Source organism: Neobacillus canaveralius, assembly GCF_047237705.1.
GTDB lineage: Bacteria > Bacillota > Bacilli > Bacillales > Cytobacillaceae > Neobacillus > Neobacillus niacini_K.
In genome coordinates, this window is the sequence record NZ_JBDFLL010000001.1 from 1,028,245 (window position 1) to 1,053,800 (window position 25,556).

At 39.3% G+C, this 25,556-nt stretch carries 21 protein-coding genes, 1 tRNA gene and 1 other RNA gene; 21 read left to right on the forward strand and 2 right to left on the reverse strand.

The window, feature by feature from the left end; all coding sequences use genetic code 11:
* Positions 1–61: 61 nt before the first annotated feature.
* The 7 genes from ABC255_RS04910 (at position 62) to ABC255_RS04940 (ending at position 6,701) form a co-directional block, all read left to right on the forward strand.
* A complete protein-coding gene (locus ABC255_RS04910; protein WP_412991743.1) occupies positions 62–1,561 on the forward strand; it encodes a tetratricopeptide repeat protein in 1,500 nt (499 codons plus the stop codon).
* A gap of 220 nt (positions 1,562–1,781) precedes the next feature.
* Positions 1,782–2,732, forward strand: a complete 951-nt coding sequence (gene trxB, locus ABC255_RS04915) for a thioredoxin-disulfide reductase (RefSeq protein ID WP_412991745.1) — start codon at positions 1,782–1,784, stop codon at positions 2,730–2,732.
* Between the two features lie 342 nt (positions 2,733–3,074).
* Positions 3,075–3,533 (forward strand): NUDIX hydrolase, encoded by a 459-nt coding sequence (locus tag ABC255_RS04920; RefSeq protein WP_412991746.1) that lies wholly within the window; start codon positions 3,075–3,077, stop codon positions 3,531–3,533.
* Positions 3,534–3,551: 18 nt separating this feature from the next.
* The gene (rapZ, locus tag ABC255_RS04925) at positions 3,552–4,445 is read left to right on the forward strand and encodes an RNase adapter RapZ (RefSeq protein WP_412991747.1); all 894 of its coding nucleotides are present in this window, start codon (positions 3,552–3,554) and stop codon (positions 4,443–4,445) included.
* Positions 4,442–5,425 (forward strand): gluconeogenesis factor YvcK family protein, encoded by a 984-nt coding sequence (locus ABC255_RS04930; RefSeq protein ID WP_335532027.1) that lies wholly within the window; start codon positions 4,442–4,444, stop codon positions 5,423–5,425. Before rapZ ends, ABC255_RS04930 begins: the two co-directional genes overlap by 4 nt.
* A 41-nt stretch (positions 5,426–5,466) precedes the next feature.
* Positions 5,467–6,417, forward strand: coding sequence for a DNA-binding protein WhiA (whiA, locus tag ABC255_RS04935; RefSeq protein WP_307193912.1), 951 nt, complete (start codon positions 5,467–5,469; stop codon positions 6,415–6,417).
* Positions 6,418–6,443: 26 nt separating this feature from the next.
* Positions 6,444–6,701 carry an HPr family phosphocarrier protein gene (locus ABC255_RS04940; RefSeq protein WP_335532022.1) on the forward strand — a complete coding sequence of 86 codons (258 nt, stop codon included), beginning with the start codon at positions 6,444–6,446 and terminating at the stop codon, positions 6,699–6,701.
* A gap of 43 nt (positions 6,702–6,744) precedes the next feature.
* Here ABC255_RS04940 and clpP read toward each other — a convergent pair whose 3' ends face one another.
* Positions 6,745–7,350 (reverse strand): ATP-dependent Clp endopeptidase proteolytic subunit ClpP, encoded by a 606-nt coding sequence (gene clpP, locus ABC255_RS04945; RefSeq protein ID WP_412991748.1) that lies wholly within the window; start codon positions 7,348–7,350, stop codon positions 6,745–6,747.
* Positions 7,351–7,549: 199 nt separating this feature from the next.
* Between clpP and ABC255_RS04950 the strand changes: the two genes are divergently transcribed.
* The 14 genes from ABC255_RS04950 to ssrA all read left to right on the forward strand — a co-directional run bounded on the left by ABC255_RS04950 (position 7,550) and on the right by ssrA (position 21,316).
* Positions 7,550–7,621: transfer RNA gene (locus ABC255_RS04950), tRNA-Arg, on the forward strand.
* A 114-nt stretch (positions 7,622–7,735) separates the two neighbouring features.
* Positions 7,736–9,061, forward strand: coding sequence for an RNA polymerase factor sigma-54 (rpoN, locus tag ABC255_RS04955; protein ID WP_412991750.1), 1,326 nt, complete (start codon positions 7,736–7,738; stop codon positions 9,059–9,061).
* Between the two features lie 13 nt (positions 9,062–9,074).
* A complete protein-coding gene (locus ABC255_RS04960; RefSeq protein ID WP_412991752.1) occupies positions 9,075–9,332 on the forward strand; it encodes a glutaredoxin family protein in 258 nt (85 codons plus the stop codon).
* A gap of 133 nt (positions 9,333–9,465) precedes the next feature.
* Entirely contained in the window at positions 9,466–10,488 is a 1,023-nt protein-coding gene (locus ABC255_RS04965) for a sugar-binding transcriptional regulator (RefSeq protein WP_412991754.1), read from the forward strand.
* 48 nt (positions 10,489–10,536) lie between these two features.
* Complete coding sequence (gap, locus tag ABC255_RS04970; protein WP_335532009.1) at positions 10,537–11,544, forward strand: type I glyceraldehyde-3-phosphate dehydrogenase; 1,008 nt, start codon at positions 10,537–10,539, stop codon at positions 11,542–11,544.
* Positions 11,545–11,689: 145 nt separating this feature from the next.
* Complete coding sequence (locus ABC255_RS04975; protein WP_412991756.1) at positions 11,690–12,874, forward strand: phosphoglycerate kinase; 1,185 nt, start codon at positions 11,690–11,692, stop codon at positions 12,872–12,874.
* A 17-nt stretch (positions 12,875–12,891) separates the two neighbouring features.
* Positions 12,892–13,653, forward strand: a complete 762-nt coding sequence (gene tpiA / locus ABC255_RS04980; protein WP_335532006.1) for a triose-phosphate isomerase — start codon at positions 12,892–12,894, stop codon at positions 13,651–13,653.
* Positions 13,646–15,178, forward strand: a complete 1,533-nt coding sequence (gpmI, locus tag ABC255_RS04985) for a 2,3-bisphosphoglycerate-independent phosphoglycerate mutase (protein ID WP_412991757.1) — start codon at positions 13,646–13,648, stop codon at positions 15,176–15,178. Before tpiA ends, gpmI begins: the two co-directional genes overlap by 8 nt.
* A gap of 27 nt (positions 15,179–15,205) precedes the next feature.
* Positions 15,206–16,504, forward strand: coding sequence for a phosphopyruvate hydratase (gene eno, locus ABC255_RS04990; protein ID WP_412991759.1), 1,299 nt, complete (start codon positions 15,206–15,208; stop codon positions 16,502–16,504).
* A gap of 167 nt (positions 16,505–16,671) precedes the next feature.
* A complete protein-coding gene (secG, locus tag ABC255_RS04995; RefSeq protein ID WP_179595247.1) occupies positions 16,672–16,905 on the forward strand; it encodes a preprotein translocase subunit SecG in 234 nt (77 codons plus the stop codon).
* A gap of 137 nt (positions 16,906–17,042) precedes the next feature.
* On the forward strand, positions 17,043–17,789 hold the full coding sequence (locus ABC255_RS05000; RefSeq protein ID WP_412991760.1) for an alpha/beta hydrolase: 747 nt from the start codon (positions 17,043–17,045) through the stop codon (positions 17,787–17,789).
* A gap of 21 nt (positions 17,790–17,810) precedes the next feature.
* Positions 17,811–20,153, forward strand: a complete 2,343-nt coding sequence (rnr, locus tag ABC255_RS05005; RefSeq protein ID WP_412991762.1) for a ribonuclease R — start codon at positions 17,811–17,813, stop codon at positions 20,151–20,153.
* 204 nt (positions 20,154–20,357) lie between these two features.
* Positions 20,358–20,825, forward strand: a complete 468-nt coding sequence (gene smpB / locus ABC255_RS05010) for an SsrA-binding protein SmpB (RefSeq protein ID WP_335531990.1) — start codon at positions 20,358–20,360, stop codon at positions 20,823–20,825.
* Positions 20,826–20,979: 154 nt separating this feature from the next.
* Positions 20,980–21,316, forward strand: a transfer-messenger RNA (tmRNA) gene (gene ssrA / locus ABC255_RS05015).
* Positions 21,317–21,741: 425 nt separating this feature from the next.
* Here the strand turns inward: ssrA and ABC255_RS05020 are convergent.
* Positions 21,742–25,275, reverse strand: a complete 3,534-nt coding sequence (locus tag ABC255_RS05020) for a bifunctional 2',3'-cyclic-nucleotide 2'-phosphodiesterase/3'-nucleotidase (protein ID WP_412991764.1) — start codon at positions 25,273–25,275, stop codon at positions 21,742–21,744.
* Between the last annotated feature and the right edge of the window lie 281 nt (positions 25,276–25,556).

Sequence of the window (25,556 nt, forward strand, 5' to 3'; positions counted from 1 at the left end):
TACTGGCTTTTGGTGTGGTATACTACATAAGTTAGTTTATTGTGTATAGATGGAGGTCTCCATGGTTAAAGATTCGAAAGCAAGAATTCAAAAGGGAAAGATCCTGTCATTTGTTCCGACTGGGGAATATTATTTCACGAAGGGTATCAAGGCATACCATCGCCGTGATTTTAAAAAAGCTAAAAAATATCTTCAACGGGCGATGCAGCTGGAGCCGGGTGAACCGATGATAACCTGTCAGCTTGCCATTGTGTCAACAGAACTTGGTGAGTTTGAAAATTCTAATCGACTCTTGCATTTAATCCTTGAAGATCTTGATGAAGAAATGGCAGAATGTCATTATTTTTTAGCAAATAATTATGCCCATATGGGTTTCTTTAAAGATGCGTATCATCATGCAAATATGTATTTGGAATTGGACCCAAACGGGGATTTTAATGAAGATACACACGACCTTCTAGAGCTTCTATCGTTCGAGGCAGAGGGTTTAGAAGATGAGCTTTATGAACAGGACGACCTTATCATAAAGCAGGAGCAGGCTCGTGACTTGTTGGAATCAGGTTATTTTCCGAAAGCCATCGAACTGTTAAACGATGTTGTGGAAGCATATCCTGAATATTGGTCGGCATATAACAATTTAGCTCTCGCTTATTTTTATTTAGGAAAAACCAAAAAAGCAGAATCGATTCTTGATGATGTGTTAGAAAGAAATCCTGGAAATCTGCACGCATTGTGTAATCGGCTAGTGTTTGCCCATTACCAAGGTAAGACTAAAGCTGTCGCACGTTTAATGGATTCGTTAAAGAAAATTCAGCCAATGCTCATTGATCATCAATTTAAGCTAGGCGCAACCTTTGCTTTAATTGGTGAGTATGAGTCGGCATACTTTTGGCTGAAAAAGCTGTATAAAAACGGCTTTGAGGGTGACGGTCCTTTTTATTATTGGCTATCGTATTCCGCATTTCATACAGGCTTTGAGAACTTTGCGAAAAGCATTTGGAAAATTGTCCTTGAGCATACTCCAGATAAAGAGGGGTTTGAGCCATGGAATGTCGAAAAGCCAATTGCAAATGGATTCGAAGATCACTCAGGTTCGATTTTCCAAAAACTAGAAAGTGATTATATAGAAGAACGTTTATTTGCATTATTCCTTGCTTCGGTCTCAGGAAAGGCAGATGAAATCTTTACTTCAAAACGTTTTTACCAAAATCAAAAGCTTACCACTTTAGAAAAAAATTATGTCTCTTTACTAAAATCAAGAACTCCTTCTGCTATTGTCGATGCGCAGGAAATTGCTCAAGTCCTATATGAAAAACATCAGCCGATTGGCACGGTTGAATCTGGTTTATATTTAATGTGGTTTTCCGTGTTTGTGGAATTGGCTAAGTCTAGGCTTGAGTTTAACCTAAATAATAAACGGGCTTGGGCAGGCGCCATGGAATATGTCTGGTATAAGGCAAGCAATGAAAAGGTATCACAGCAAGAAATTGCCAAGCGCTATGATATCTCCCCAGCAACCATTGGCAAATATGTAAAGTTAGTGACTCAGCACCTAAATTAAGCAGATAAATGGACTTCGATACGATTGTTTTATACGATTAAGTAGGAAATACTATACTTAATCGTATTTTTTTATATTTATATCTAGCTGCAGCGCCTAGGGGCTCGGATCATAAGCCAAGCCGTCAAGAAGGTTAAAGAGCGCAACCTTCATGCCGGATCGTCTTATGCCTGTCGCCCCTGAGCAAGGCGCTTCCGCTTTTAAATGGAGGAGTGTCCACATGTCTGAGGAAAAAATTTATGATGTGATTATTGCTGGTGCTGGTCCTGCAGGAATGACAGCTGCTGTTTATACATCTCGTGCAAATCTTTCTACACTTATGATTGAACGTGGTATGCCGGGTGGTCAAATGGCGAACACGGAGGATGTTGAGAATTATCCTGGCTTTGAGAGTATTCTAGGTCCTGATTTGTCCACAAAAATGTTTGAGCACGCCAAAAAGTTCGGTGCTGAATATGCTTATGGGGATATTAAGGAAATTATCGACAATGGTGATGTTAAAACCGTTGTTGCTGGTTCAAAGCAATACAAGGCCTATTCGATTATTATTTCAGCGGGTGCTGAATATAAGAAGGTAGGGGTACCAGGCGAGAAGGAACTTAGCGGCCGCGGTGTATCCTATTGTGCAGTATGCGATGGAGCATTTTTTAAGCAAAAAGAATTGTATGTCATTGGCGGCGGAGACTCAGCAGTTGAAGAAGGAGTTTACTTAACTCGTTTCGCTTCTAAGGTAACGATCGTACATCGACGTGATGAACTTCGTGCGCAGAAAATCCTTCAAGACCGTGCATTTGCAAATGAAAAAGTTGATTTCATTTGGAATCATACGATTAAATCGATTAATGATAAAGATGGGAAAGTGGGCAGCGTTACACTTGTTTCTACTCAAAATGGAGAAGAAAAGGAACTTCCAGCAGATGGTGTATTCATTTATATTGGAATGATCCCACTATCTAAACCATTTATAAATCTAGGAATTACCAATGAAAATGGCTATATTGAAACAAATGAGCGAATGGAAACAAAAGTGCCAGGAATTTTTGCAGCAGGGGATATCCGCGAGAAGACACTAAGACAAATCGTTACCGCTACTGGTGATGGCAGTATCGCTGCGCAAAGTGCCCAGCACTATATTGAGGAACTGAAAGAGGAATTGAAAATTAAGAAGTAAATTTACAAATTCTTCATAATCGTAATCCGGTTTTAATTCTCTTGTAACAGTAGTGAAATATAAATAAGGTAGAATGATAATAAGAATTGACCCCCTTTAAAATATTCACTTGGTGCACAGGCTGAAAATGCCTGTGCTATTTTTTTTACATATTTTTAACAGAATAAAGAAATCTGATTTCATTGTGACCGCTTACCAAAAAGAGTATAATAAAAAGAATAACTATACGCTTTTTTACTACTATAAGATTTTTATATAGATGAGAAAAAATATTTAACTTTGAGAAAAGTCTGAGCTCTAGCACCTAGGAGATTCCGCTTTTCTTGTTAGAGGGTGTTTGTTGTGCAGCGAGTTACCAATTGTGTATTAATTAGAGATAATCAAGTATTAATGTTGAAGAAACCGCGGCGTGGCTGGTGGACAGCACCGGGTGGCAAAATGGAGCCTGGCGAGTCAGTAAGAGATTCATGTATTCGTGAGTACCGGGAGGAAACCGGAATATACTTAAAAAACCCGCAATTGAAGGGGATTTTCACCTTCATTATGAAAGAAAATGATCAAGTTTTATCCGAATGGATGATGTTTACCTTTTTTGCAACTGATTCTGATGGGATGCACTTTGATGAATCTGATGAAGGTAAGCTTGAATGGCAGCAGCTTGATCAAATAAAAAACCTGCCAATGGCTGCGGGAGACTATCATATTATCGATTACATGATTCATGGAAATGGAATTATTTACGGTACTTTTACTTATACCAAAGATTTTCAACTAATCAGTTATCGATTAGATCCAAGTTAACGTGAGGGGGAAAAATAAATGAGTACCGGATCAACAAATGAAACACAAATGGTCATTATCACGGGGATGTCGGGAGCAGGGAAAACGGTTGCTATCCAAAGTTTAGAGGATTTAGGTTTTTTCTGTGTGGATAATCTGCCGCCGACTCTCCTTCCAAAATTCCTTGAACTTATGAAGGAATCTGGGAATAAAATGAATAAAGTCGCATTGGTTATGGACCTAAGAGGAAGAGAGTTCTTTGATCATTTGTTTAAAGCGCTTGATGACCTTGCAGAAACCTCATGGGTGAGCCCTCAAATCCTATTCTTGGATGCTGATGATGCTACTTTAGTGCGAAGATATAAAGAAACAAGAAGATTTCATCCGCTGGCACAATCAGGTTTGCCATTAGAAGGAATTAAATTGGAGCGGGAGCTTCTTGATGAATTAAAGGGCAGAGCCCAGCTTATTTACAACACTTCACAAATGAAGCCGCGTGAATTACGCGAAAAGATTATAACGGAATTCACTACGAATAAAAAATCAATTTTTACTGTCAATGTCATGTCATTTGGATTTAAGTATGGTATTCCAATCGACGCCGATCTTGTGTTTGATGTACGTTTCCTTCCAAATCCTCATTATATCGATCACATGAGGCCTAAGACAGGATTAGATCAAGAGGTTTCAAGCTATGTTTTAAAATGGAATGAAACACATAAATTCATCGAGAAGGTTACAGATTTGCTAGGCTTTATGCTTCCACATTATAAGCGGGAAGGAAAAGCCCAGCTTGTGATTGCAATAGGTTGTACTGGAGGGCAGCATCGTTCCGTTACCCTTGCTGAATATCTTGCTAAGTACTTTGAGAATGACTACAAGACATTCGTTTCACACCGTGACATTGAGAGGAGAAAGGATAAAACGACATGAGGGAGTTAGGGCAGCCAAGAATCGTCATCATTGGCGGAGGAACAGGATTACCGGTTTTATTACGAGGCTTAAAACAGTATCCAGTTGATATTACCGCCATTGTGACGGTTGCTGATGATGGCGGCAGTTCAGGAAGGCTCCGTGACGACCTGCAAATCCCACCGCCTGGGGATATCCGAAATGTGTTAGCTGCACTATCGGATGTTGAACCTCTAGTGGAAGAGATGTTTCAACATCGATTTAAGACCTCCAATGAATTATCGGGACATTCGCTTGGTAATTTGATTCTTGCCGCCATGACGTCGATTACCGGGAACTTTGTTCACGCGATTCAAGAAATGAGTAAGGTATTAAATGTCCGCGGTAAGGTTCTGCCTGCAGCCAATCAAAGTGTTGTGCTTCATGCGGAAATGGAGGACGGGACAGTCGTATCTGGTGAATCAAAAATTCCTTACTCAGGCAAAAAAATAAAAAAAGTTTTTCTAACACCAGAGATTATCACACCTTTGCCAGAATCGATACAAGCGATTAGACAAGCGGATTTAATTATTATAGGACCTGGAAGTTTATATACTAGTATCCTGCCTAATCTGCTAGTACCGCGCTTAGGTGAGGAAGTTTGCCGTTCTCATGCGAAAAAGGTATATATATGCAATTTAATGACCCAAGCGGGCGAAACGCACGGGTACACGGCAAGTGACCATGTAAAAGCCATTTATGATCATATGGCTTGTGCTTTTATGGATACGATTCTAGTGAATGATAAAGAAGTTCCTGAAGACATCCAGCTCCGTTATAATGAAGAACTGGCGGACCCTGTCATTTATGATTTGGAGCGCATATTTGAACTTGGACTTGAAGTGGTTCATGCGGATATTGCCATCCAGGAAAATGGGGCTCTGCGACATGACCCGAAAAAAGTGGCGAAAATTTTATATAATTTACTTTTAAGTGAAACCAAACGGCGATATGAAGCGTAAATAATAATGCCCGTGCAAAAGGGGCAAAAGGGGGTGAAGGGATGTCTTTCGCTTCAGAAACGAAAAAAGAATTAACGAATTTAGAAATAAAGCCTTGCTGCACGCAGGCGGAACTTTCTGCTCTCATACGAATGAATGGATCTATGTCTTTTTCCAACCGCAAGTTGATTGTTGATATTCAGACTGAAAATGCAGCCATTGCGAGAAGGATATATACGTTAATAAAAAAGAGCTATGATGTTCCAGTAGAGCTGCTTGTACGGAAAAAAATGAGATTAAAAAAGAACAATGTTTACATTGTCCGCCTGTCGCAGCGGGCGAAGGAAATACTAGAGGATATGAAAATCCTTGGTGAAGGATTTACCTTCATCCATGACATAGCTAGTGACCTTGTGAAAAAGAAATGTTGTAAACGTTCTTACTTACGTGGAGCGTTTCTAGCTGGGGGTTCTGTAAATAATCCGGAAACTTCATCGTATCATTTGGAAATTGCTTCACTATACAAGGAGCATAACGATTCCTTGTGTGAATTAATGAATAAATTTGGTCTAAATAGCAAGACACTTGAGCGCAAAAAAGGCTATATTACTTACTTAAAAGAAGCAGAAAAAATTACCGAGTATTTAAATATTATTGGTGCAGTCAATGCTCTTCTTCGCTTTGAAGACGTGCGGATTGTAAGAGATATGCGGAATTCGGTTAATCGTCTAGTTAATTGTGAAACTGCGAACTTAAATAAAACAATTGGTGCTTCTATCCGGCAGGTTGAAAATATACGCTATATTAACGAGACGGTTGGATTGCATATTTTACCTGAAAAGTTAAGAGAAATTGCTGAACTCAGGCTCCACTATACGGATGTAACCCTTAAAGAACTAGGGGAGATGGTCTCAGGAGGTACAATTAGTAAATCGGGGATTAATCATCGGTTAAGAAAAATAGATGAAATTGCAGAAAAACTGCGGATTGGTGATTTGGCTCCAAGAAAATAGAGGAAAAACATAAGGAGGATTTTGTAATGGTTGAGAAACAGGTGGAAGTTAAATTGAAAACGGGTCTTCAAGCACGACCAGCAGCATTATTTGTTCAGGAGGCGAACCGTTTTTCAGCGGATATTTTTTTAGAGAAAGATGGTAAAAAAGTAAATGCAAAAAGTATTATGGGTCTTATGAGCTTAGCTGTCGGCTCAGGTGTTTTAGTTAATATAGTCGCTCACGGCGATGATGAAGAAAAAGCAATTGATGCACTGTCTAATTTTGTTCAAAATGAACATTAAAATAAAAAGAGTTTGACCTAAAATCGGTCAAACTCTTTTTACATTATTTTTCTTTCTTTTCTTCGGCAAGACTTCTAGTGATGATATGGTCAACGAGACCGTATTCTTTTGCTCTTTCAGCTGTCATGAAGTTATCACGGTCAGTGTCCTTTTGGATTACTTCTAGTGGCTGGCCAGTGCGCTCTGCTAAGATTCCATTCAATTTTTCACGAAGGAATAGAATACGCTTAGCTGCAATTTCAATTTCAGTTGCTTGACCTTGTGCGCCGCCTAATGGCTGGTGAATCATTACTTCTGCATTTGGTAACGCATAACGCTTACCTTTTGTACCTGCAGCAAGTAAGAAAGCGCCCATTGAAGCTGCCATACCAATACAAATTGTTTGAACATCTGGCTTAATGAACTGCATTGTGTCATAAATGGCCATACCAGCAGTAATACTGCCGCCAGGGCTGTTAATATAGATGGATATATCCTTTTCAGGATTTTCTGCTTCTAGGAATAGTAATTGTGCTACAATGCTGTTAGCTACGTGATCGTCAATACCACTTCCAAGCATAATGATGCGGTCTTTTAGAAGACGAGAATAGATGTCGTATGCTCTTTCTCCGCGGTTTGTTTGTTCAATAACTGTAGGAATCAAATTCATTTTTCTTCCTCCTTTAAGTATGAAAAGATTTTATTATGTATAGTTAATGATACACTGATGGTCAATTAAGGTCAAACAATTCGCTTTATATTTGTTCGACAGCTTTCCCTATACAAGCATAACCACTGAGGGGTTTTTTAAACCTATTTTAACTTGCAAAGTTTCACTAATTGGCATATAATATGTAAGTCGCATATATGCGCTCGTGGTGCAACGGATAGCACGTAAGATTCCGGTTCTTAAAATGGGGGTTCGATTCCCTCCGAGCGCGTCAACCAAACCTTCTGTTACCAGTTAACAGGAGGTTTTTCTTTTTATGCCAGTTAATAACCATACACGAAATCTCCATCTTCATGTAAAATAGAGCAAGGGGGGAGATTTGTTTATGGACTTAAAAGCAGGTTTATGGCAACAACAAACATTGAAATTGGCAATGACACAGGAATTGACCCAAGCCATTGCGCTCTTACAATATTCAGCACAAGAGCTTTCCACTTTTTTAGAAAACAAAGCACTTGAAAATCCCCTATTACAGGTTGAAAATAACCATATTCAGCCTATTAACCCATTAATAGACCGCAATCGGCGGAAACATACGAAAAATACCGAAAATGATTGGATAGAGCAAATTGCAGCAAAGTCCACATCTAATGAAGACCAGCTGCTAAATCAGCTTAATCTTCGTAAATACTCTGGTATTCAATTGAAAATAATTAAGTACTTGATTGAGAATCTTGATGTAAACGGATACTTAACCTCTGAACCCGAGGAAATCGCACATTTATTAGGTGTCCAATTAGAACTGGTTGAAGAGAGTATTATTGTGATTCAAACTTTGGAGCCAGCTGGAATCGGGGCTAGGAATCTTCAAGAATGTTTATTAATACAGCTAGAACGGGAAAACTTAAAGGAAGATTTGGCGCTGACAATTCTTACTCACTACTTCATCCCATTTGCGGAGAAGAAATGGAAGCAGATTGCAAAGGAACTACAAATACCTTTACAGAAGATCCAAGAGATATTTGATATCATACAACAGCTGAACCCTCGACCGGGTGCACTTTTAGAGAAAGAAAATGCCTCCTACATTATCCCTGATGCTATCGTAGAACGCTTTGGGGATGGATTTTCCGTCAGGCTGTGTGATGATATTCTTCCGAAAATAAGTTTTAACGATCATTATTATCAAAAAATGACTACCACGATGGATTCTCAAGTAAGCCGCTTTTTGCAGGAAAAAGTGCAAGATTTTCAATGGATTATGAAAAGTATTGAGCAGAGGAAGGAAACTTTAACGAGGGTTGTCAGAAAAATCGTGGAAAAGCAAACTTCATTTTTTGAAAATGGCAAGGAATATTTAGTACCGATGACCATGAAGGAGGTAGCAGGCGAACTTGAAATCCATGAATCAACGGTGAGTCGTGCGGTGAAAGAAAAATTTGTGCAGACACCAATTGGTACTTTCCCGTTGAAGTCGTTCTTTACCAGTACCATTCAAACAGTTTCGAATGAAAGCACTTCCTCGAGTCAGGTGAAAAATGTGATTGCTTCATTGATCAATAGTGAAGATAAACAACATCCATTATCAGACCAGGAAATCGTTGAGAAACTCAAGACAAGTCAAGGAATCGTTGTCTCTAGAAGAACAGTTGCAAAGTATCGGGACCAGATGGGGATAGCTTCCTCCTCTAAAAGAAAAAGGTTTGATTGAAAGGATATAAATAATGGCACATACAATTATCACCTTATATACAAGAAAACGCTGTTCACTATGTGAAAAAGCAAAACAGGCCATCCTTGAACTTAAGGAAGACTGGAAGTTTACATTTGAAGAAATTGATATTGATGAAAGTGATGAATTAACGGAAACTTATGGAATCATGATTCCAGTTGTTCAAATCGATGGGGAAGAAGTGGGTTTTGGAATTATTAACAAAATCGACATAAGTAAACGTTTGCAAGAAAAATTGAAAAACTTTTGAGTTGAAATAGGTTTTCACTCCTGTTAGAATGTAAATTGTTAGCAGGGGTGATTTTTTTTCGATGAAGTGGGACATAATTTGTCTATGGTGGACATTTTATGACCAGTTACATATAATAAAGGAGCAAGACGTTATGCAATCACTCATCGATATTCAAAAAAGATTATTACCTGATCTCCTTCAAGTGCTACATAAACGATATTCTATCCTTAGACATATTGGATTTATGCAGCCAGTGGGAAGAAGGAGTCTTGCTTCCAACCTGGGGTACACGGAAAGAGTTCTTCGCAGTGAGGTTGATTTCCTAAAGGAACAAAATCTTGTTTCCATTAACAATATTGGAATGAGTTTAACTTCCGAAGGGAAGAATTTGTTAGAGGATTTAGAAGGGCTAATCCGAGAATTAATCGGTATTGACGTAATGGAGTTGGAGCTCAAACACCGACTTAAGATTCGGAAGGTTATTATCGTACCTGGAAACAGTGATGAATCCCTTATGGTGAAAGATGACTTAGGAAAGGCTTGTGCCTTTTGTATGAAAAAATATCTGACTGGGAAAAATATAATCGCTGTAACTGGCGGCTCAACCATGGCTGCTGTCGCAAATGTACTTACGCCCGAGATTGGCAAAAAGGAATTGCTGTTTGTACCAGCACGTGGCGGAATTGGTGAGGACGTTCAGAACCAGGCAAATACGATAAGCTCGATTATGTCGAAAAATACAAAATCGAAGCACCGTGTATTTTATGTACCTGATCAGGTTAGTAATGAAATTTATCAATCCCTGATTAAAGAACCTGAAATTCATGAAGTTTTGAATTTGATAAAATCCGCAAGCATGGTTCTTCATGGAATCGGAGATGCTATCACAATGGCTGAGCGAAGAAGTTCAAAACCTGAGATTATGGAGAAGCTAGAAACCAATGCGGCAGTCGGGGAAGCTTTCGGCTATTATTTTAATGAAAAAGGTGAAATTGTCCACAAGGTTTTAACGATTGGACTTCAACTAGAAGACCTTGCACAGATTCCCAATGTGATTGCTGTTGCAGGCGGCGCATCCAAGGTGAAGGCAATTAAGGCATATATGAAAAAAGCACCTGCCTCGACGATTTTAATTACCGATGAGGGTGCAGCAAGAAAGTTATTAAAAGGTTAATCCCTTTTTAAATAAAAAACCTTTTTTCAATACAAGGAGGAAATGAAAATGACAGTAAAAGTTGGTATTAATGGATTTGGTCGTATCGGCCGTAACGTATTCCGTGCGGCATTAAATAATGCAGATATGGAAATCGTAGCAATTAACGATTTAACAGATGCAAACATGCTTGCGCATCTTTTAAAATACGATACTGTTCATGGAACTCTTCAACAAGATGTTACTGTTGACGGTCAATACCTAGTTGTTGGCAATCAAAAGGTAAAAGTACTTGCAGAACGCGATCCAGCTCAATTAGGTTGGGGAGAACTTGGTGTTGAAGTAGTAGTTGAATCTACTGGACGTTTCACAAAGCGTGAAGATGCAGCGAAACACCTTGAAGCAGGCGCGAAGAAAGTTATCATTTCTGCTCCAGCAGATAACGAAGATATCACTATCGTAATGGGTGTTAACCAAGATAAATACGATCCGGCAAACCACCACGTATTATCAAACGCTTCATGTACAACAAACTGTCTAGCTCCTTTTGCGAAGGTTTTAAATGATGAATTCGGAATTAAGCGTGGAATGATGACTACTATCCACTCTTATACTAATGACCAACAAATCCTTGATTTACCACACAAGGACTACCGTCGTGCTCGTGCAGCAGCAGAGAACATGATTCCTACTTCAACTGGTGCAGCGAAAGCAGTTTCTTTAGTTCTTCCAGAACTTAAAGGTAAATTAAATGGTATGGCTGTTCGTGTACCAACTCCAAACGTATCAATCGTGGATTTAGTTGCCGAATTAGACAGAGAAGTAACAGCTGATGAAGTAAATTCAGCATTAAAAGCAGCTGCTGAAGGTCCATTAAAAGGAATCTTACACTACAGCGAACTTCCATTAGTATCTACTGATTACAATGGCAGCCCAGCTTCATCTTCAATTGATTCATTATCAACAATGGTTCTTGATGGTAATATGGTAAAAGTATTATCTTGGTACGATAACGAAGTTGGTTACTCTAGCCGTGTTGTTGACCTTATTGATTACATCGCTCAAAAAGGACTATAATCCTAAAAGGCTAAGGTTGGAAATATTTTCTTCTAAAAGCTATAATGATTTATGGTATCAAAGGGGAGCGGGGAACATTCCCCCTTCCCTTTTTCATGTAAATTAGGGTCTTATTACTAGCTTTTTATAAATTAGGAGGCTTCGCATGAACAAGAAAACATTAAAAGATGTAGATGTAAAAGGAAAACGCGTTTTCTGCCGAGTTGATTTTAACGTTCCTATGCAGGAAGGGAAAATTACGGATGAAACAAGAATTCGCGCAGCTTTACCTACTATTCAATATTTAATTGATCAAGGTGCTAAAGTAATCTTGGCGAGCCATTTTGGACGTCCAAAGGGTAAAGTAGTAGAGGAAATGCGTTTAACTCCAGTGGGCATACGTCTTTCCGAACTTCTTGGCAAAAACGTGCAAAAAGCAGATGAAGCATATGGTGATTCTGTTAAATCTATCATTGAAACAATGAATGAAGGCGATGTTCTTCTTCTTGAAAACGTTCGTTTTTACCCAGGTGAAGAAAAGAATGATTCAGAATTAGCGAAATCCTTTGCAGAACTTGCTGATGTTTATGTAAACGATGCATTTGGTGCAGCGCACAGAGCACATGCTTCAACAGAAGGTATTGCTCACCATCTTCCTGCAGTATCTGGTCTTTTAATGGAAAAAGAGCTTGATGTACTAGGAAAAGCTCTATCAAATCCTGAACGTCCTTTTACAGCGATTATTGGCGGAGCGAAGGTAAAGGACAAAATTGGTGTTATCGAAAACCTATTAGAAAAGGTTGATAACTTAATTATTGGTGGCGGTCTTGCTTATACTTTTATTAAGGCACAAGGTCATGAAATTGGTAAATCTCTTCTTGAGGCCGATAAGATTGACTTAGCGAATTCTTTTATTGAAAAAGCAAAAGAAAAAGGTGTCAATTTCTATATGCCGGTTGATGCAATTGTTGCGGATGATTTTTCTGCAGATGCAAATAGCAAGGAAGTAGCTATTAATGAGATTCCAGCCGATTGGGAAGCTCTTGATATCGGACCAAAAACAGCTGAAATTTATCGAGACGTCATTCAAAAATCAAAATTAGTGATTTGGAACGGACCAATGGGTGTGTTCGAAATTGATAAATTTGCTGGTGGTACGAAGGCTGTTGCACAAGCACTTGCAGAAGCAGAAGGTACATATTCAGTAATTGGCGGCGGAGACTCTGCAGCAGCGGTAGAGAAATTTAATTTAGCCGAAAAAATGAGCCATATTTCAACAGGCGGCGGCGCTTCACTTGAATTTATGGAAGGCAAAGTACTTCCAGGCGTTGTAGCTTTAAATGATAAGTAGGAAAGGATGTAACTTTCATGCGTAAACCGATAATTGCAGGTAACTGGAAAATGAATAAGACACTTGCTGAGGCTAAGAGCTTTACAGAGGAAGTAAAAGGTCTTGTTCCACATCATGAAAAAATGGATTCTGTTATTTGTGCACCAGCTTTATTCTTACAAAGCCTTGTGGAGCAAACCGAAGGCAGCGTTGTGAAAATAGGCGCCCAAAACATGCATTTCGAAGAAAGCGGAGCGTTTACAGGGGAAATAAGCCCGAAACCTCTTGCTGAAATTGGGGTTCAATATGTTATTCTTGGACATTCTGAACGTCGTGAAATGTTTAATGAAACAGATGAAAGTGTTAATAAAAAGACCCTTGCAGCTTTCAAATATAACTTAACTCCAATCGTTTGCTGCGGTGAAACATTAGAACAGCGTGAAAATGGTGAAACCAATGAACTAGTTGGTACACAAATTCAAAAAGCGTTAGCTGGTCTAACTGATGAGCAAGTAAAGCAAACAGTTATTGCTTACGAACCAATCTGGGCGATTGGAACGGGCAAATCTTCGACTGCACAAGATGCAAATGAAGTATGTGCTCATATTCGTCAAGTGGTATCACAGCAATTCAATGAAGAAGTTGCAAATGCTGTGAGAATTCAGTATGGCGGCAGTGTGAAACCTGAAAATATCAAGGAATATATGGCGCAGCCAGATATTGACGGTGCTCTAGTTGGTGGAGCAAGCCTTGAGCCAAATTCATTCCTGCAGCTATTGGAGGCAGGAAGCTATGAGTAAGTCTCCCGTTGCCCTCATCATTCTAGATGGATTTGGATGCAGGGATGAACAAAAAGGGAATGCAGTCTATCATGCGAAAAAACCTAATTTTGATCGTTATTGGAATACGTTTCCACACTCACATTTAACAGCTTCTGGTGAGGCAGTCGGTCTTCCTGAGGGACAAATGGGTAACTCGGAAGTGGGGCATTTAAATATCGGTGCTGGTCGGGTTGTCTACCAAAGTTTAACACGTGTAAATATCGCTATCCGTGAAGGTGAATTTGTAAAAAATGAAACCATTTGCAGTGCAATGGATCATGTAAAGAAGAATGGTACAAACTTACATCTGTTCGGATTATTGTCAGATGGCGGCGTCCACAGCCATATTAATCATATGTTTGCTCTTTTGAAGATGGCGAAAGAGGAAGGCGTAGAGAAGGTTTATATTCACGGCTTCCTTGATGGACGTGATGTTGGTCAGAAAACAGCGGCAACATATATTCAGCAGACATTGGATAAAATGAATGAGTATGGCATTGGTGAATTTGCAACCATCTCTGGACGTTATTATTCAATGGACCGTGACAAGCGTTGGGAGCGTGTTGAAAAGTCTTACTGCTCCATGGTTTATGGTGATGGACCTGCCTACACCAATCCTTTAGAAGTAGTAGAGGATTCCTACCAACATGGAATTTTTGATGAATTCGTGATTCCATCCGTAATCACAAAGGAAGATGGTCAGCCTGTTGCGACAATCAAAGACAATGACGCAGTCATTTTCTATAATTTCCGTCCAGACCGTGCAATCCAAATTTCTAACGTATTCACAAACGAAGATTTCCGTTCATTTGATCGTGGAGAAAAACATCCAAGAGATTTATTCTTCGTATGTTTAACACATTTCAGTGAATCAGTTAATGGATACGTTGCGTTTAAGCCTTCTAATTTAGATAACACATTAGGAGAGGTACTAGCGCAAAATGGATTGAAGCAATTAAGAATTGCGGAAACCGAAAAATATCCTCATGTTACGTTCTTTATGAGCGGCGGTCGTGAGGACAAGTTCCCTGGAGAAGAGCGTATTCTAATCAACTCACCTAAAGTTGCAACCTATGACCTGCAGCCGGAAATGAGTGCTTATGAGGTTACAGACGCTCTACTAAAAGAAATTCAAGACGATAAATTTGACGCTATTATCTTAAACTTTGCTAACCCTGATATGGTTGGACATTCAGGGATGCTTGAACCAACTGTTAAGGCAATCGAAACGGTTGATGAATGCTTAGGTAAAATTGTTGACTTAATTCTTGAAAAAGGTGGATCGGCAATTATCACTGCTGACCATGGTAATGCAGACGAGGTTATCAACAGTGTAGGTGAGCCAATGACAGCTCATACGACGAATCCAGTCCCAGTCATTATCACAAAAAATGATGTGGAACTGCGAGAAGGCGGTATCCTAGGGGATTTAGCTCCGACGATGTTAAAGCTTCTTGATGTGAAGCAACCTAAGGAAATGACAGGAAAATCGTTAATTAAATAATTTTTATATTAAAAGGAGAGAAATTAAATGCCATTTATTGCAGATGTATACGCACGCGAAGTATTAGATTCCCGCGGTAACCCAACAGTTGAAGTAGAAGTTTTTACTGAATCCGGTGCTTTTGGCCGTGCTTTAGTTCCAAGTGGTGCGTCTACTGGTGAATACGAAGCAGTAGAACTTCGTGATGGAGACAAAGAACGTTACCTTGGTAAAGGTGTTTTAAAAGCTGTAGATAACGTTAATGAAATCATTGCTCCACATCTTGTTGGAGAAGAATTCAGTGTATTAGATCAAGTTTCTATTGACAAAGCTTTAATCGAGCTTGATGGAACTGAAAACAAAGGTAAATTAGGTGCAAATGCGATTCTAGGTGTTTCTATGGCTGTAGCTCATGCTGCTGCTAACTACTTAGATATTCCTTTATATCAATACCTTGGCGGATTCAACTCTAAGCAGCTTCCAGTACCAATGATGAACATTGTTAACGGCGGAGAGCATGCTGATAACAACGTTGATATTCAAGAATTCATGGTTATGCCTGTAGGAGCTCCTAACTTCAGAGAAGCCCTTCGTATGGGTGCTGAAATTTTCCACAGCTTAAAGTCTGTTCTTAAGGAAAAAGGACTTAACACAGCTGTTGGTGATGAAGGTGGATTTGCTCCAAACCTAGGATCTAATGAAGAAGCACTTCAAACCATCGTTTCAGCAATTGAAAAAGCTGGTTACAAGCCTGGTGAAGAGGTAATGCTTGCAATGGATGCTGCATCTTCAGAGTTTTACAATAAAGAAGATGGAAAATACCATCTTGCAGGTGAAGGCGTCGTTAAGACTTCTGCAGAAATGGTTGATTGGTACGAGGATATGGCTACTAAATATCCAATCATCTCTATCGAAGACGGTTTAGATGAAAACGACTGGGAAGGACACAAGCTTCTAACTGAACGTCTTGGTAAAAAAGTTCAATTAGTTGGGGATGACCTATTTGTTACAAATACGAAGAAGCTTGCTGAAGGTATTGAAAAAGGAATTGGCAACTCAATCCTTATTAAAGTTAACCAAATTGGTACACTAACTGAGACATTTGACGCAATTGAAATGGCGAAGCGTGCTGGCTATACTGCAGTTATCTCTCACCGTTCTGGTGAAACAGAAGATAACACAATCGCTGACATCGCTGTTGCAACAAATGCAGGTCAAATCAAAACAGGTGCACCTTCACGTACTGACCGTGTAGCGAAATACAACCAATTGCTTCGCATTGAAGACCAATTAGGTGAAACAGCACAATACAACGGCTTAAAATCTTTCTATAACCTAAAAAAATAATAACTAAGCTAAGGCACTCATTGACGAATGAGTGCCTTTCTAGATTTGGCGTAAATGATTAGAATATATCTCCTAAAAGCTGAAATAAACACTGGTATTGTTAAAAAGGCGATAATATGGTACATTAAAAATACTGTGAAATGTACGTACTACAGGAGGTGTCTTTCATGCATGCATTGGTTGTTACATTATTAGTAATCGTTAGTATTGGACTTATTCTTGTTGTTTTATTGCAATCAGGTAAAAGTGCTGGATTATCTGGTGCCATTTCAGGTGGTGCTGAACAATTATTTGGTAAGCAAAAAGCACGAGGACTGGACTTGATTTTACATCGTATAACTGTTGTATTAGCAGTTCTTTTTATTATTCTTGCTGTCTTAGTTGCATACTTCGAAGTTTAATAAAGAATGCTCAAAAACCTGGCTCATCAGTCGGGTTTTTTTTATGCATGAAAAAACGAAGGCTTTTTTCTGGAATGTTACCCACTTGTTTGCTTAAACTAAGGTAATGGATTTTATGAGTTGAAGGAGTTTTTAAGATGAAAATTGCAACACCTAAGCCCTTTACTTTTATAGGAGGGAAACGAGCCGTTTTATTGCTTCACGGATTTACAGGTAATTCGGCTGATGTTCGGATGTTGGGACGTTTTTTAGAAAAACGAGGATATACCTGTCATGCGCCTCACTATAAAGGGCACGGCGTTCCGCCGGAGGAGCTTGTACATACTGGCCCAGAAGATTGGTGGAAAGACGTTATAAATGGCTATAATTATTTAAAAAATTTAGGACATGAAGAAATTGCTGTTGGGGGACTATCACTTGGTGGCGTATTTTCCTTGAAATTGGGTTACACTGTACCTATAAAGGGTATTATACCGATGTGTGCACCTATGTATATAAAAAGTGAAGAAGTGATGTATCAAGGAATTCTTGAGTATGCCCGTGAATATAAAGTACGGGAAGGGAAAACGGAAGAGCAAGTCGAATTGGAAATGAATGAGTTCGCGAAAACGCCCATGAATACATTAAAGGCATTGCAGTCATTAATTTCTGATGTCCGCAACCATGTGGATATGATTTATGCTCCAACCTTTGTGGTCCAAGCCCGCCACGACAAAATGATTAACACAGATAGTGCAAACATAATTTACAATGAAGTTGAGTCCGTAAAGAAAGAAATTAAATGGTATGAAGAATCGGGACATGTAATTACGTTAGATAAAGAACGTGATCAGCTTCATGAAGATATATACGCCTTTTTAGAAAAATTAGATTGGCAGAACTAATCTCTTGAGGAGGGATTTTATTTGGAAGATAATATTCAACTGCACGTTGATAAATTATTACAATATATGAAAGATGAGGCTTACAAACCTTTGACCGTACAAGAGCTAGAAGAAGCTTTTGGAATAGCTGATTCAAGCGATTTTAAGGAATTTGTAAAAGCACTCGTTCAAATGGAAGAAAAAGGACTTGTTGTCCGTACGCGCAGCAACCGTTATGGATTGCCGCAAAAAATGAATCTCATTCGCGGTAAGTTAACAGGGCATGCAAAAGGTTTTGCGTTTGTGATTCCAGATGAACCAGGTATGGATGATATTTTTATACCGCCAAATGAGCTGAATAATGCCATGCATGGTGATACAGTACTTGCTAGAATTGCATCTGAGACTTCCGGTCAACGAAGAGAAGGAAGTATCATTCGTATTTTAGAAAGAGGCGTACAGCAAATTGTCGGTACCTATGTGGAAAGCAAAAGCTTTGGCTTTGTGATCCCAGATGATAAAAAGTTCGCAAGTGATGTTTTCATCCCTAAGTCAGCCTCTAAAGGTGCGGTAGAAGGACATAAAGTTGTGGTCAAGCTTACTACCTATCCAGAAGGACGTAAAAGTGCTGAAGGAGAGGTTATAACTGTACTTGGACATAAAAATGACCCAGGTGTGGATATTCTTTCTGTTATTCATAAGCATGGACTGCCAATGGCTTTCCCGGATGAGGTTTTAAAGCAGGCAAATGAGACACCAGATACGATAGATGAAAGTGAATTAGCAAACCGCCGCGATCTTCGGAATGAAACGATTGTTACCATAGACGGTGCCGATGCAAAGGACCTTGATGACGCCGTTACTGTAACGAAGCTTGAAAATGGCAACTATAAGCTTGGCGTACATATTGCAGATGTAAGCTATTATGTTAAAGAAGGAACGCCAATTGATCTAGAGGCAGAGGAACGTGCTACAAGTGTTTATTTAGTGGATAGAGTTATTCCAATGATTCCACATCGTTTATCCAATGGAATCTGCTCACTTAATCCAAGAGTAGACCGTCTGGTGTTATCATGTGATATGGAAATTAATCCAGAGGGTCAAGTGGTTAATCATGAGATTTTTCAAAGTGTCATCAAGACTACGGAGAGAATGACTTATTTTGATGTAAATAAGATTTTGGTTGATAAAGATGAGGAAACACGTTCTCGCTATGAATCGCTTGTACCGATGTTTGAACAAATGGAGGAGCTCGCTCAAATCTTACGCGAGAAGAGAATGAAGCGCGGCGCGATTGATTTCGATTTTAAAGAATCGAAAGTGTTGGTAGATGAAGATAGTAAACCCACAGATGTTGTTCTTCGTGAACGGTCGGTAGCGGAAAGATTAATTGAAGAATTTATGCTTGCAGCCAATGAAACAGTTGCAGAGCATTTTCACTGGATGGAAGTGCCGTTTATTTATCGAATCCATGAAGATCCAAAAGAAGATAAGCTTAGAAGATTTTTTGAGTTTATCACCAACTTTGGCTACATTGTTAAGGGAACAGCGAATGATGTGCATCCGAGGGCATTGCAGGAAATTATCGAAGAGGTTCAAGGAAAACCGGAAGAAATGGTCATATCGACCGTTATGCTTCGTTCTATGCAACAGGCAAAATACGATCCTGAAAGCCTAGGTCACTTTGGGTTATCGACAGAGTTTTATACTCATTTCACATCGCCAATTCGACGGTATCCAGATACCATCGTACATCGACTAATCCGGACGTATTTAATTGAAGGAAAGCTGGATGAGACGACGAGAGAAAAATGGAATGCAAGATTGCCTGAAATTGCTCAGCATTCATCAAAAATGGAGCGACGGGCTGTTGATGCAGAACGTGAAACGGATGAGCTTAAAAAAGCTGAATATATGGAAGATAAAATTGGGGAAGAGTATGATGGTATTATTAGCTCAGTAACCAATTTTGGGATGTTTGTCGAACTTTCAAATACGATTGAAGGTCTCGTTCATGTAAGCTATTTGACTGATGATTACTATCGATTTGACGAGCGCCATTTTGCCATGATTGGCGAGCGGACAGGTAAGGTATTCCGAATTGGTGATGAGATCACCGTAAGAGTTGTGAAAGTCAATAAAGACGAACGATCAATTGATTTTGAAGTCGTTGGAATGAAAGGTACTCGCCGCGAGCGTTCAGAGACACCGAGAGTGTTTAAAACAGGCAGCGATACGAAAAAACCGCGCCGTAACAAACAAGAAGGTCGTAGTGGTCAAAGATCTGAAGGATCTGGCCAAGGCTCAGGTACGAGAAAGAAAAAGAAGTTTTATGATAATGTACCTAAGAATAAAAGCACCAAGCGGAAAAACAAGAAAAGATAATTAATCGAAGTACTAGCCTTTATAATGCCCGAAATCTTTGTATGGATGAGATTTCGGTCACTATAGAGGCTTTATAGTGACCGAAACTCTTCGTTGATTGAAATTTGGGTAACTATGGAGAAGCCTCATAGTTACAGTTAACTCACTTTCAATTGTTATGAATAAAGTTTTCTGATAAAATGAACCCATAACGAGGTGAGAGACATGCCAAAAGGTGAAGGAAAAGTTGTTGCGCAAAATAAAAAAGCATACCATGATTACTTTATTGAAGAAACATATGAGGCTGGTATCGTTCTTCAAGGTACGGAAATTAAATCTATACGTGCCGGCAAAGTGAATTTAAAGGATTCCTATGCAAGAATCCATGATGGTGAAATGCATTTATTAAATATGCATGTAAGCCCATATGAACAAGGGAATCGCTATAATCATGATCCTTTGAGACAGAGAAAGCTTTTGCTTCATAAGCGGGAAATTAATAAGCTTTTTGGAGAAACAAGAGAAGCAGGATATGCATTGATCCCATTAAAGATTTACTTAAAAAATGGATTTGCCAAGGTTTTATTAGGGTTGGCAAAGGGTAAAAAGAATTATGATAAACGTGAAGTTCTCAAGCAAAAAGAGGCTAAGCGTGACATCGAGCGAGCATTCCGTGACCGTCAAAAAATATAATTACAAATACTTACAATTGAAAAATTCGCTCAGTGTGTTATAATAAGTTTGTCGCTGAGAAGCGATGAGAAACTTTTGCTCAAACTATTGTTGAGCATCCTAACGCTTGCTAAAATCTTTAACTAGATTTCAGCACATTTTATAATGGGGGCGCTACGGATTCGACAGGGGTAGTTCGAGCTTGGGTTGCGAGTCGAGGGGATCGGCCTCGTTAAAACGTCAACGCCTATAACTGGCAAAACTAACAACAACCTAGCTTTCGCAGCTTAATAACTGCTTAGCTGTTCGCCCCTCCATCGCCTATGTGGTAGGGTAGCGGACTCACTCTTAGTAGGCTACGCCGGAGTCCACCGTCTGAGGGCGAAGGAAGAGAACAACCAGACTAGCTGACCGGACGCCTGTCGATAGGCAAAAGGATCAGCGAAGCGCCAATATGTCGACTACACTCGTAGAAGCTTAAGTGCCGATATCTTTGGACGCGGGTTCGATTAGTAACTTAGTCGCCTTATGTGGTAACACATAAGTGAAAATTCGGCTTTATCGGTGAAACCTACGTCGCTTTAAAAGCGATAAGGCAATGCCGAGCGGTATGTGGAGTAATTCAACAGCCGTGTATCGACTTATAGGCTGCCATTTAAAACATGGTAGTACTAGGATGCGAAATCCTGCCTGCTGAAGGTAAAATTATATTTCGCATAATACGCCGAAGGACCTGTAGATGCAGGTTCAAGATATAGTCAGTGCCATGACGAAAGCATGGAAACGCACGTCCCGCCGTCTCCACCATACATAAGGTGGATAACAAGATCAGTAGAGATACTGGTCTTTTTTTATATTTAAAAAAAGTAGTAGGTGAAATAAAAAACAGCCAAACAAAGTGACATCTTCACTCTGTTTGGCTGCTGTTAATACCTTATTAAGGTGTTACTTTTTGAATACGTCCATCTGCTTTGTATTCAAATGGTGATGGAAGTGTTTTTACGTATGCAACCGTTGCTTCTAAGTCCTCAGGACCAACTTCTAATCCAGTTGCTAAGGCACCAATACCATAGCTGGCATTACCATACATGTAATTGTTTACTACAACCGAATATTCTTGGGCTGGATCAATTTTGCTTCCATCAGGTAAGAAGATGTCAACAACCTGACCTGTTTTTGCTGTATCATCCCAAGTATAGGTGTATTTGAAGCCAGCAATATGGTAATCAAGACCTTTTGGTGTAATTTGCTTGTTTAATACTTCTTTTAAATCCGCACCACTAAGGTTAACTTTATTTAATACATTTCCAAATGGTTGAATAGAGAATAAATCCCCGAAAGTTACTTCACCAGCATCAAGTGGAGAACGAACACCGCCGCCGTTCATTAGGGCAAAATCAGTGCTCATAGCTGCTTTCATACCATCAGCAATTAAGTTGCCAAGGCCATTATCAGCAAACTCTCCAGCTGTTGAGGGATATCCTTTAGCTAATGGAGTTGCGGAGTTACCTACTACTTCAGCCTTCATTGGCGCTACAAAATCTTCGTATTTTTTCATAATCGCTGAAACTTCAGGATCAGGAGTGTAATCTGATTGGTATACAATTACTACTTCAGCTTCTTTTTTTACAATATCTCCTGTTTTAGGATTAATAACTAGGTCGACGTCTGAGAATGCTGAACCATAAGAATAGGCTTGAACAATTAACTTGTTATCTACTACTTTATCATTGAAAACATGGTTATGAGCAGCAAAAATAACATCCACTTCATCATCTACGTTTTCAGCAATTTTGGAAGCGTCAAATCCATCAGTGTAACCTTCTTGACTAGTAGGGTTATGCGCTAAAACTACAATTGCTTCAATACCTTGATTTTTTAACTCTGCTGTATACTTGTTAATTGCTTCAGCTTCGTCCGTAATTTGAAGATTTTCATTTCCTTTAGTCACGATCATATCAGGAGTCTCTTGTGTAACGACACCGATAAATCCGATTTTTTGACCAGCAACTTCCTTAACTACGTATGGTACACCTGTAATTAATTCACCAGTTGATTTGTCGAAAGCGTTCGCAGCAATAACGGGGAAGTTCATTCCGTCATAGCCCGCAGTGCCCTTTTTAAGTGGATGTTCACCACCATTGATCATGCGGCGCAATTCAGTAATCCCTTCGTCAAATTCATGATTTCCAAGTGTACCGACATCCATGCCGATTGCTTCCATGACTTCAACCGTCGGCTCATCTTGGAATAATGCTGACACTAGCGGGCTGCCGCCAATCATGTCACCAGCATGAACTACTAATGTGTTCTCGTTTGTAGCTTCACGTTGCTTGATGGCTGCAGCTGTATATTCCATACTGCCAGTCAATACATCTTGTCCATCTCTTTTTACTTTTGTATCCGTATCCAGCTGGCCGTGTAAATCGTTTAAGCCAAGAAGCTGAATATTAACAGGAGTAAAACCAATGTCTAATTTAAAAATTCCAAATCCAGAAGGATCTGTTTTCCCAGTATAGGAAATGTTACTTCCTTCTTTAAGATACTTTTCAGCCGCTGGTGATGTTGTAAATGTAACGTTCACATCTCCTGGGATTGGTGCAATGGACCAGTTGTTATCAGCTGTTGGAGTGATTTCTTTCATCTCCGTGATATAATCCATCAAAATTTGACGGTTCTCATCAGCAGAATCAACAACCAATTCGCTGCCTTTTACACCAGGGAAGTTACCGCCGCCGCCAGCACGATAGTTATTGGTAACAACGATAAAGTCCTGATTAGGATCTACAGGCTGGCCGTTATAAGTCAAGTCAACGACACGGCTAGAATCTGGGTTAATAATATTTCCAGCAGGGTCATACTTAGCAGGAGTTGTAACATCGATTTGATATTGAACTCCGTCAATCACATCAAAGTTATAAACTTGGAACTTTGGATTTAATAACTCTTGTTCCTCAGTTTTAGTAGGGTCAATGGTATTGAATTTCCCAGCGGTCATTTCAATCCACTCTTTCACTACAGAGCCCTTTACCTTAATAGCCTTCAATGTGTTGTCATACAGGTATAAGTCCCCGGCACTGCGGATGGTTAAATCACCTGCTTGGATTTCAGTGTATTCTGCCACTCCGTTACGGCCTGCTTTAAAAGGTGCCCCTACAGAAAGGATTGGCAGATCCTGATATTCAGGCTTACTTTGGGCAATGTATTTTTCTACATACCATTTTTGTGCATTTGTCACTACTTGGATCGAAGGATCATCTTGTACCAGTGAGAAATAGCTGTGTATGTCGTCAGTTGTCTTTCCGATAGGAGTATTTACATACTCCACAGTTGCTTCATGATCAGCCTTAACGGCGTCAACGATAGATTGAACTGGTTTAACGGAAGAAATATCACGTGTTTCAGATTGTGAGTTTACTACAGACCATTTCCCTTTTTCCTTTTTTAAAGAAAGGTCAATAATTCCTAAAGAACCGCCGCCGTAACCAGCTTGAACTGCTGGAACTCCGTTAATCGTCCCTTTCTCATTGTCTACACCTAGAAGAGGATGACCATCAACACCCTTGAATAAACCGTCAAGTGATTTAATGTCTTTTGCAGGGAATAATTTGTGAGTATGCGAGAAGGTAATCGCGTCAATACCTTTTACTTCACTTAATGCATAAATGACATCCTCTGAACTGTTTTTATTACCGCTAAATCCAGAGTGAGTCATGGCAACAATAACATCAGCACCCTCTTCTCTCATTTGCGGAATAAATTTCTTTGCCGTTTCAACAATGTCTTTGGTAATTACTTTACCGTCAAGATTTGCCTTGTCCCACTCGTTAATCTGAGGAGGAACGAAGCCGATAAAGCCAACTTTAATAACATGTTTTTTTCCTTGTTGGTCCACTACTTTTTTGTTAACGATTTTGTAGGGTGTAAATTTATTCTGGTCATTATCTGGATTCATATCATGGTCATCTACGTAAACGTTTGCATTGACGTAAGGGAAATTGGCATCATCATATGCTTCTTCTAGATAATCTAGACCATAGTTAAACTCGTGGTTACCTAATGTAGCAATATCATAGTTCATTTGGTTCATCGCTTTAAATACTGGGTGAACTTCTCCGTCTTTAAGCGGATCAATTTTTGCCTTATACGTTCCTAATGGAGTCCCTTGAATTAAGTCGCCATTATCAACTAATACACTGTTTGCTGTTTCCGCACGAGCAGTTTCTATAAGAGCTGCTGTACTAGCTAAGCCAACTTTCAGGTATTCTGCATTTTTGTAATAGTCATAGTTTAATAGATTTGTATGTATATCTGTTGTTTCCATAAGCCGAAGCTCTAAGATAGGATTTTTGTCTGCTTTCGGTGCTGCGTTTACTTGTGTTGCTGAAAAGAATGGAGATGCAAGAAGCGTTACAGCTAGAGATGATGAAATAATTTTCTTTGAACTACGTAATTGTCTCTTTTTCAACATGTACACCTTCCTAGTAATCTAGTATTATTTTACTCAAAAAATATTTTGGGACATTCCTTCCTAATAATAAGAAAATTACTTGTATTAGGTAAGGGGATTAAGTCGTAGGTCTAAGAGAGGGGGGTAGGGCCAATTTCTTAGTAGGCAGTTGTTTAAAAAAATGCATGAAAATATTTTTGCTATTACTAAGAGTAGAATCTAGTTAAGGTCAATGAGATTGAAAAAAAGAGAAAGAACTGTAGTGAAACCTTCTACGGTTCTTTCTCATTTTTTCATTAAAT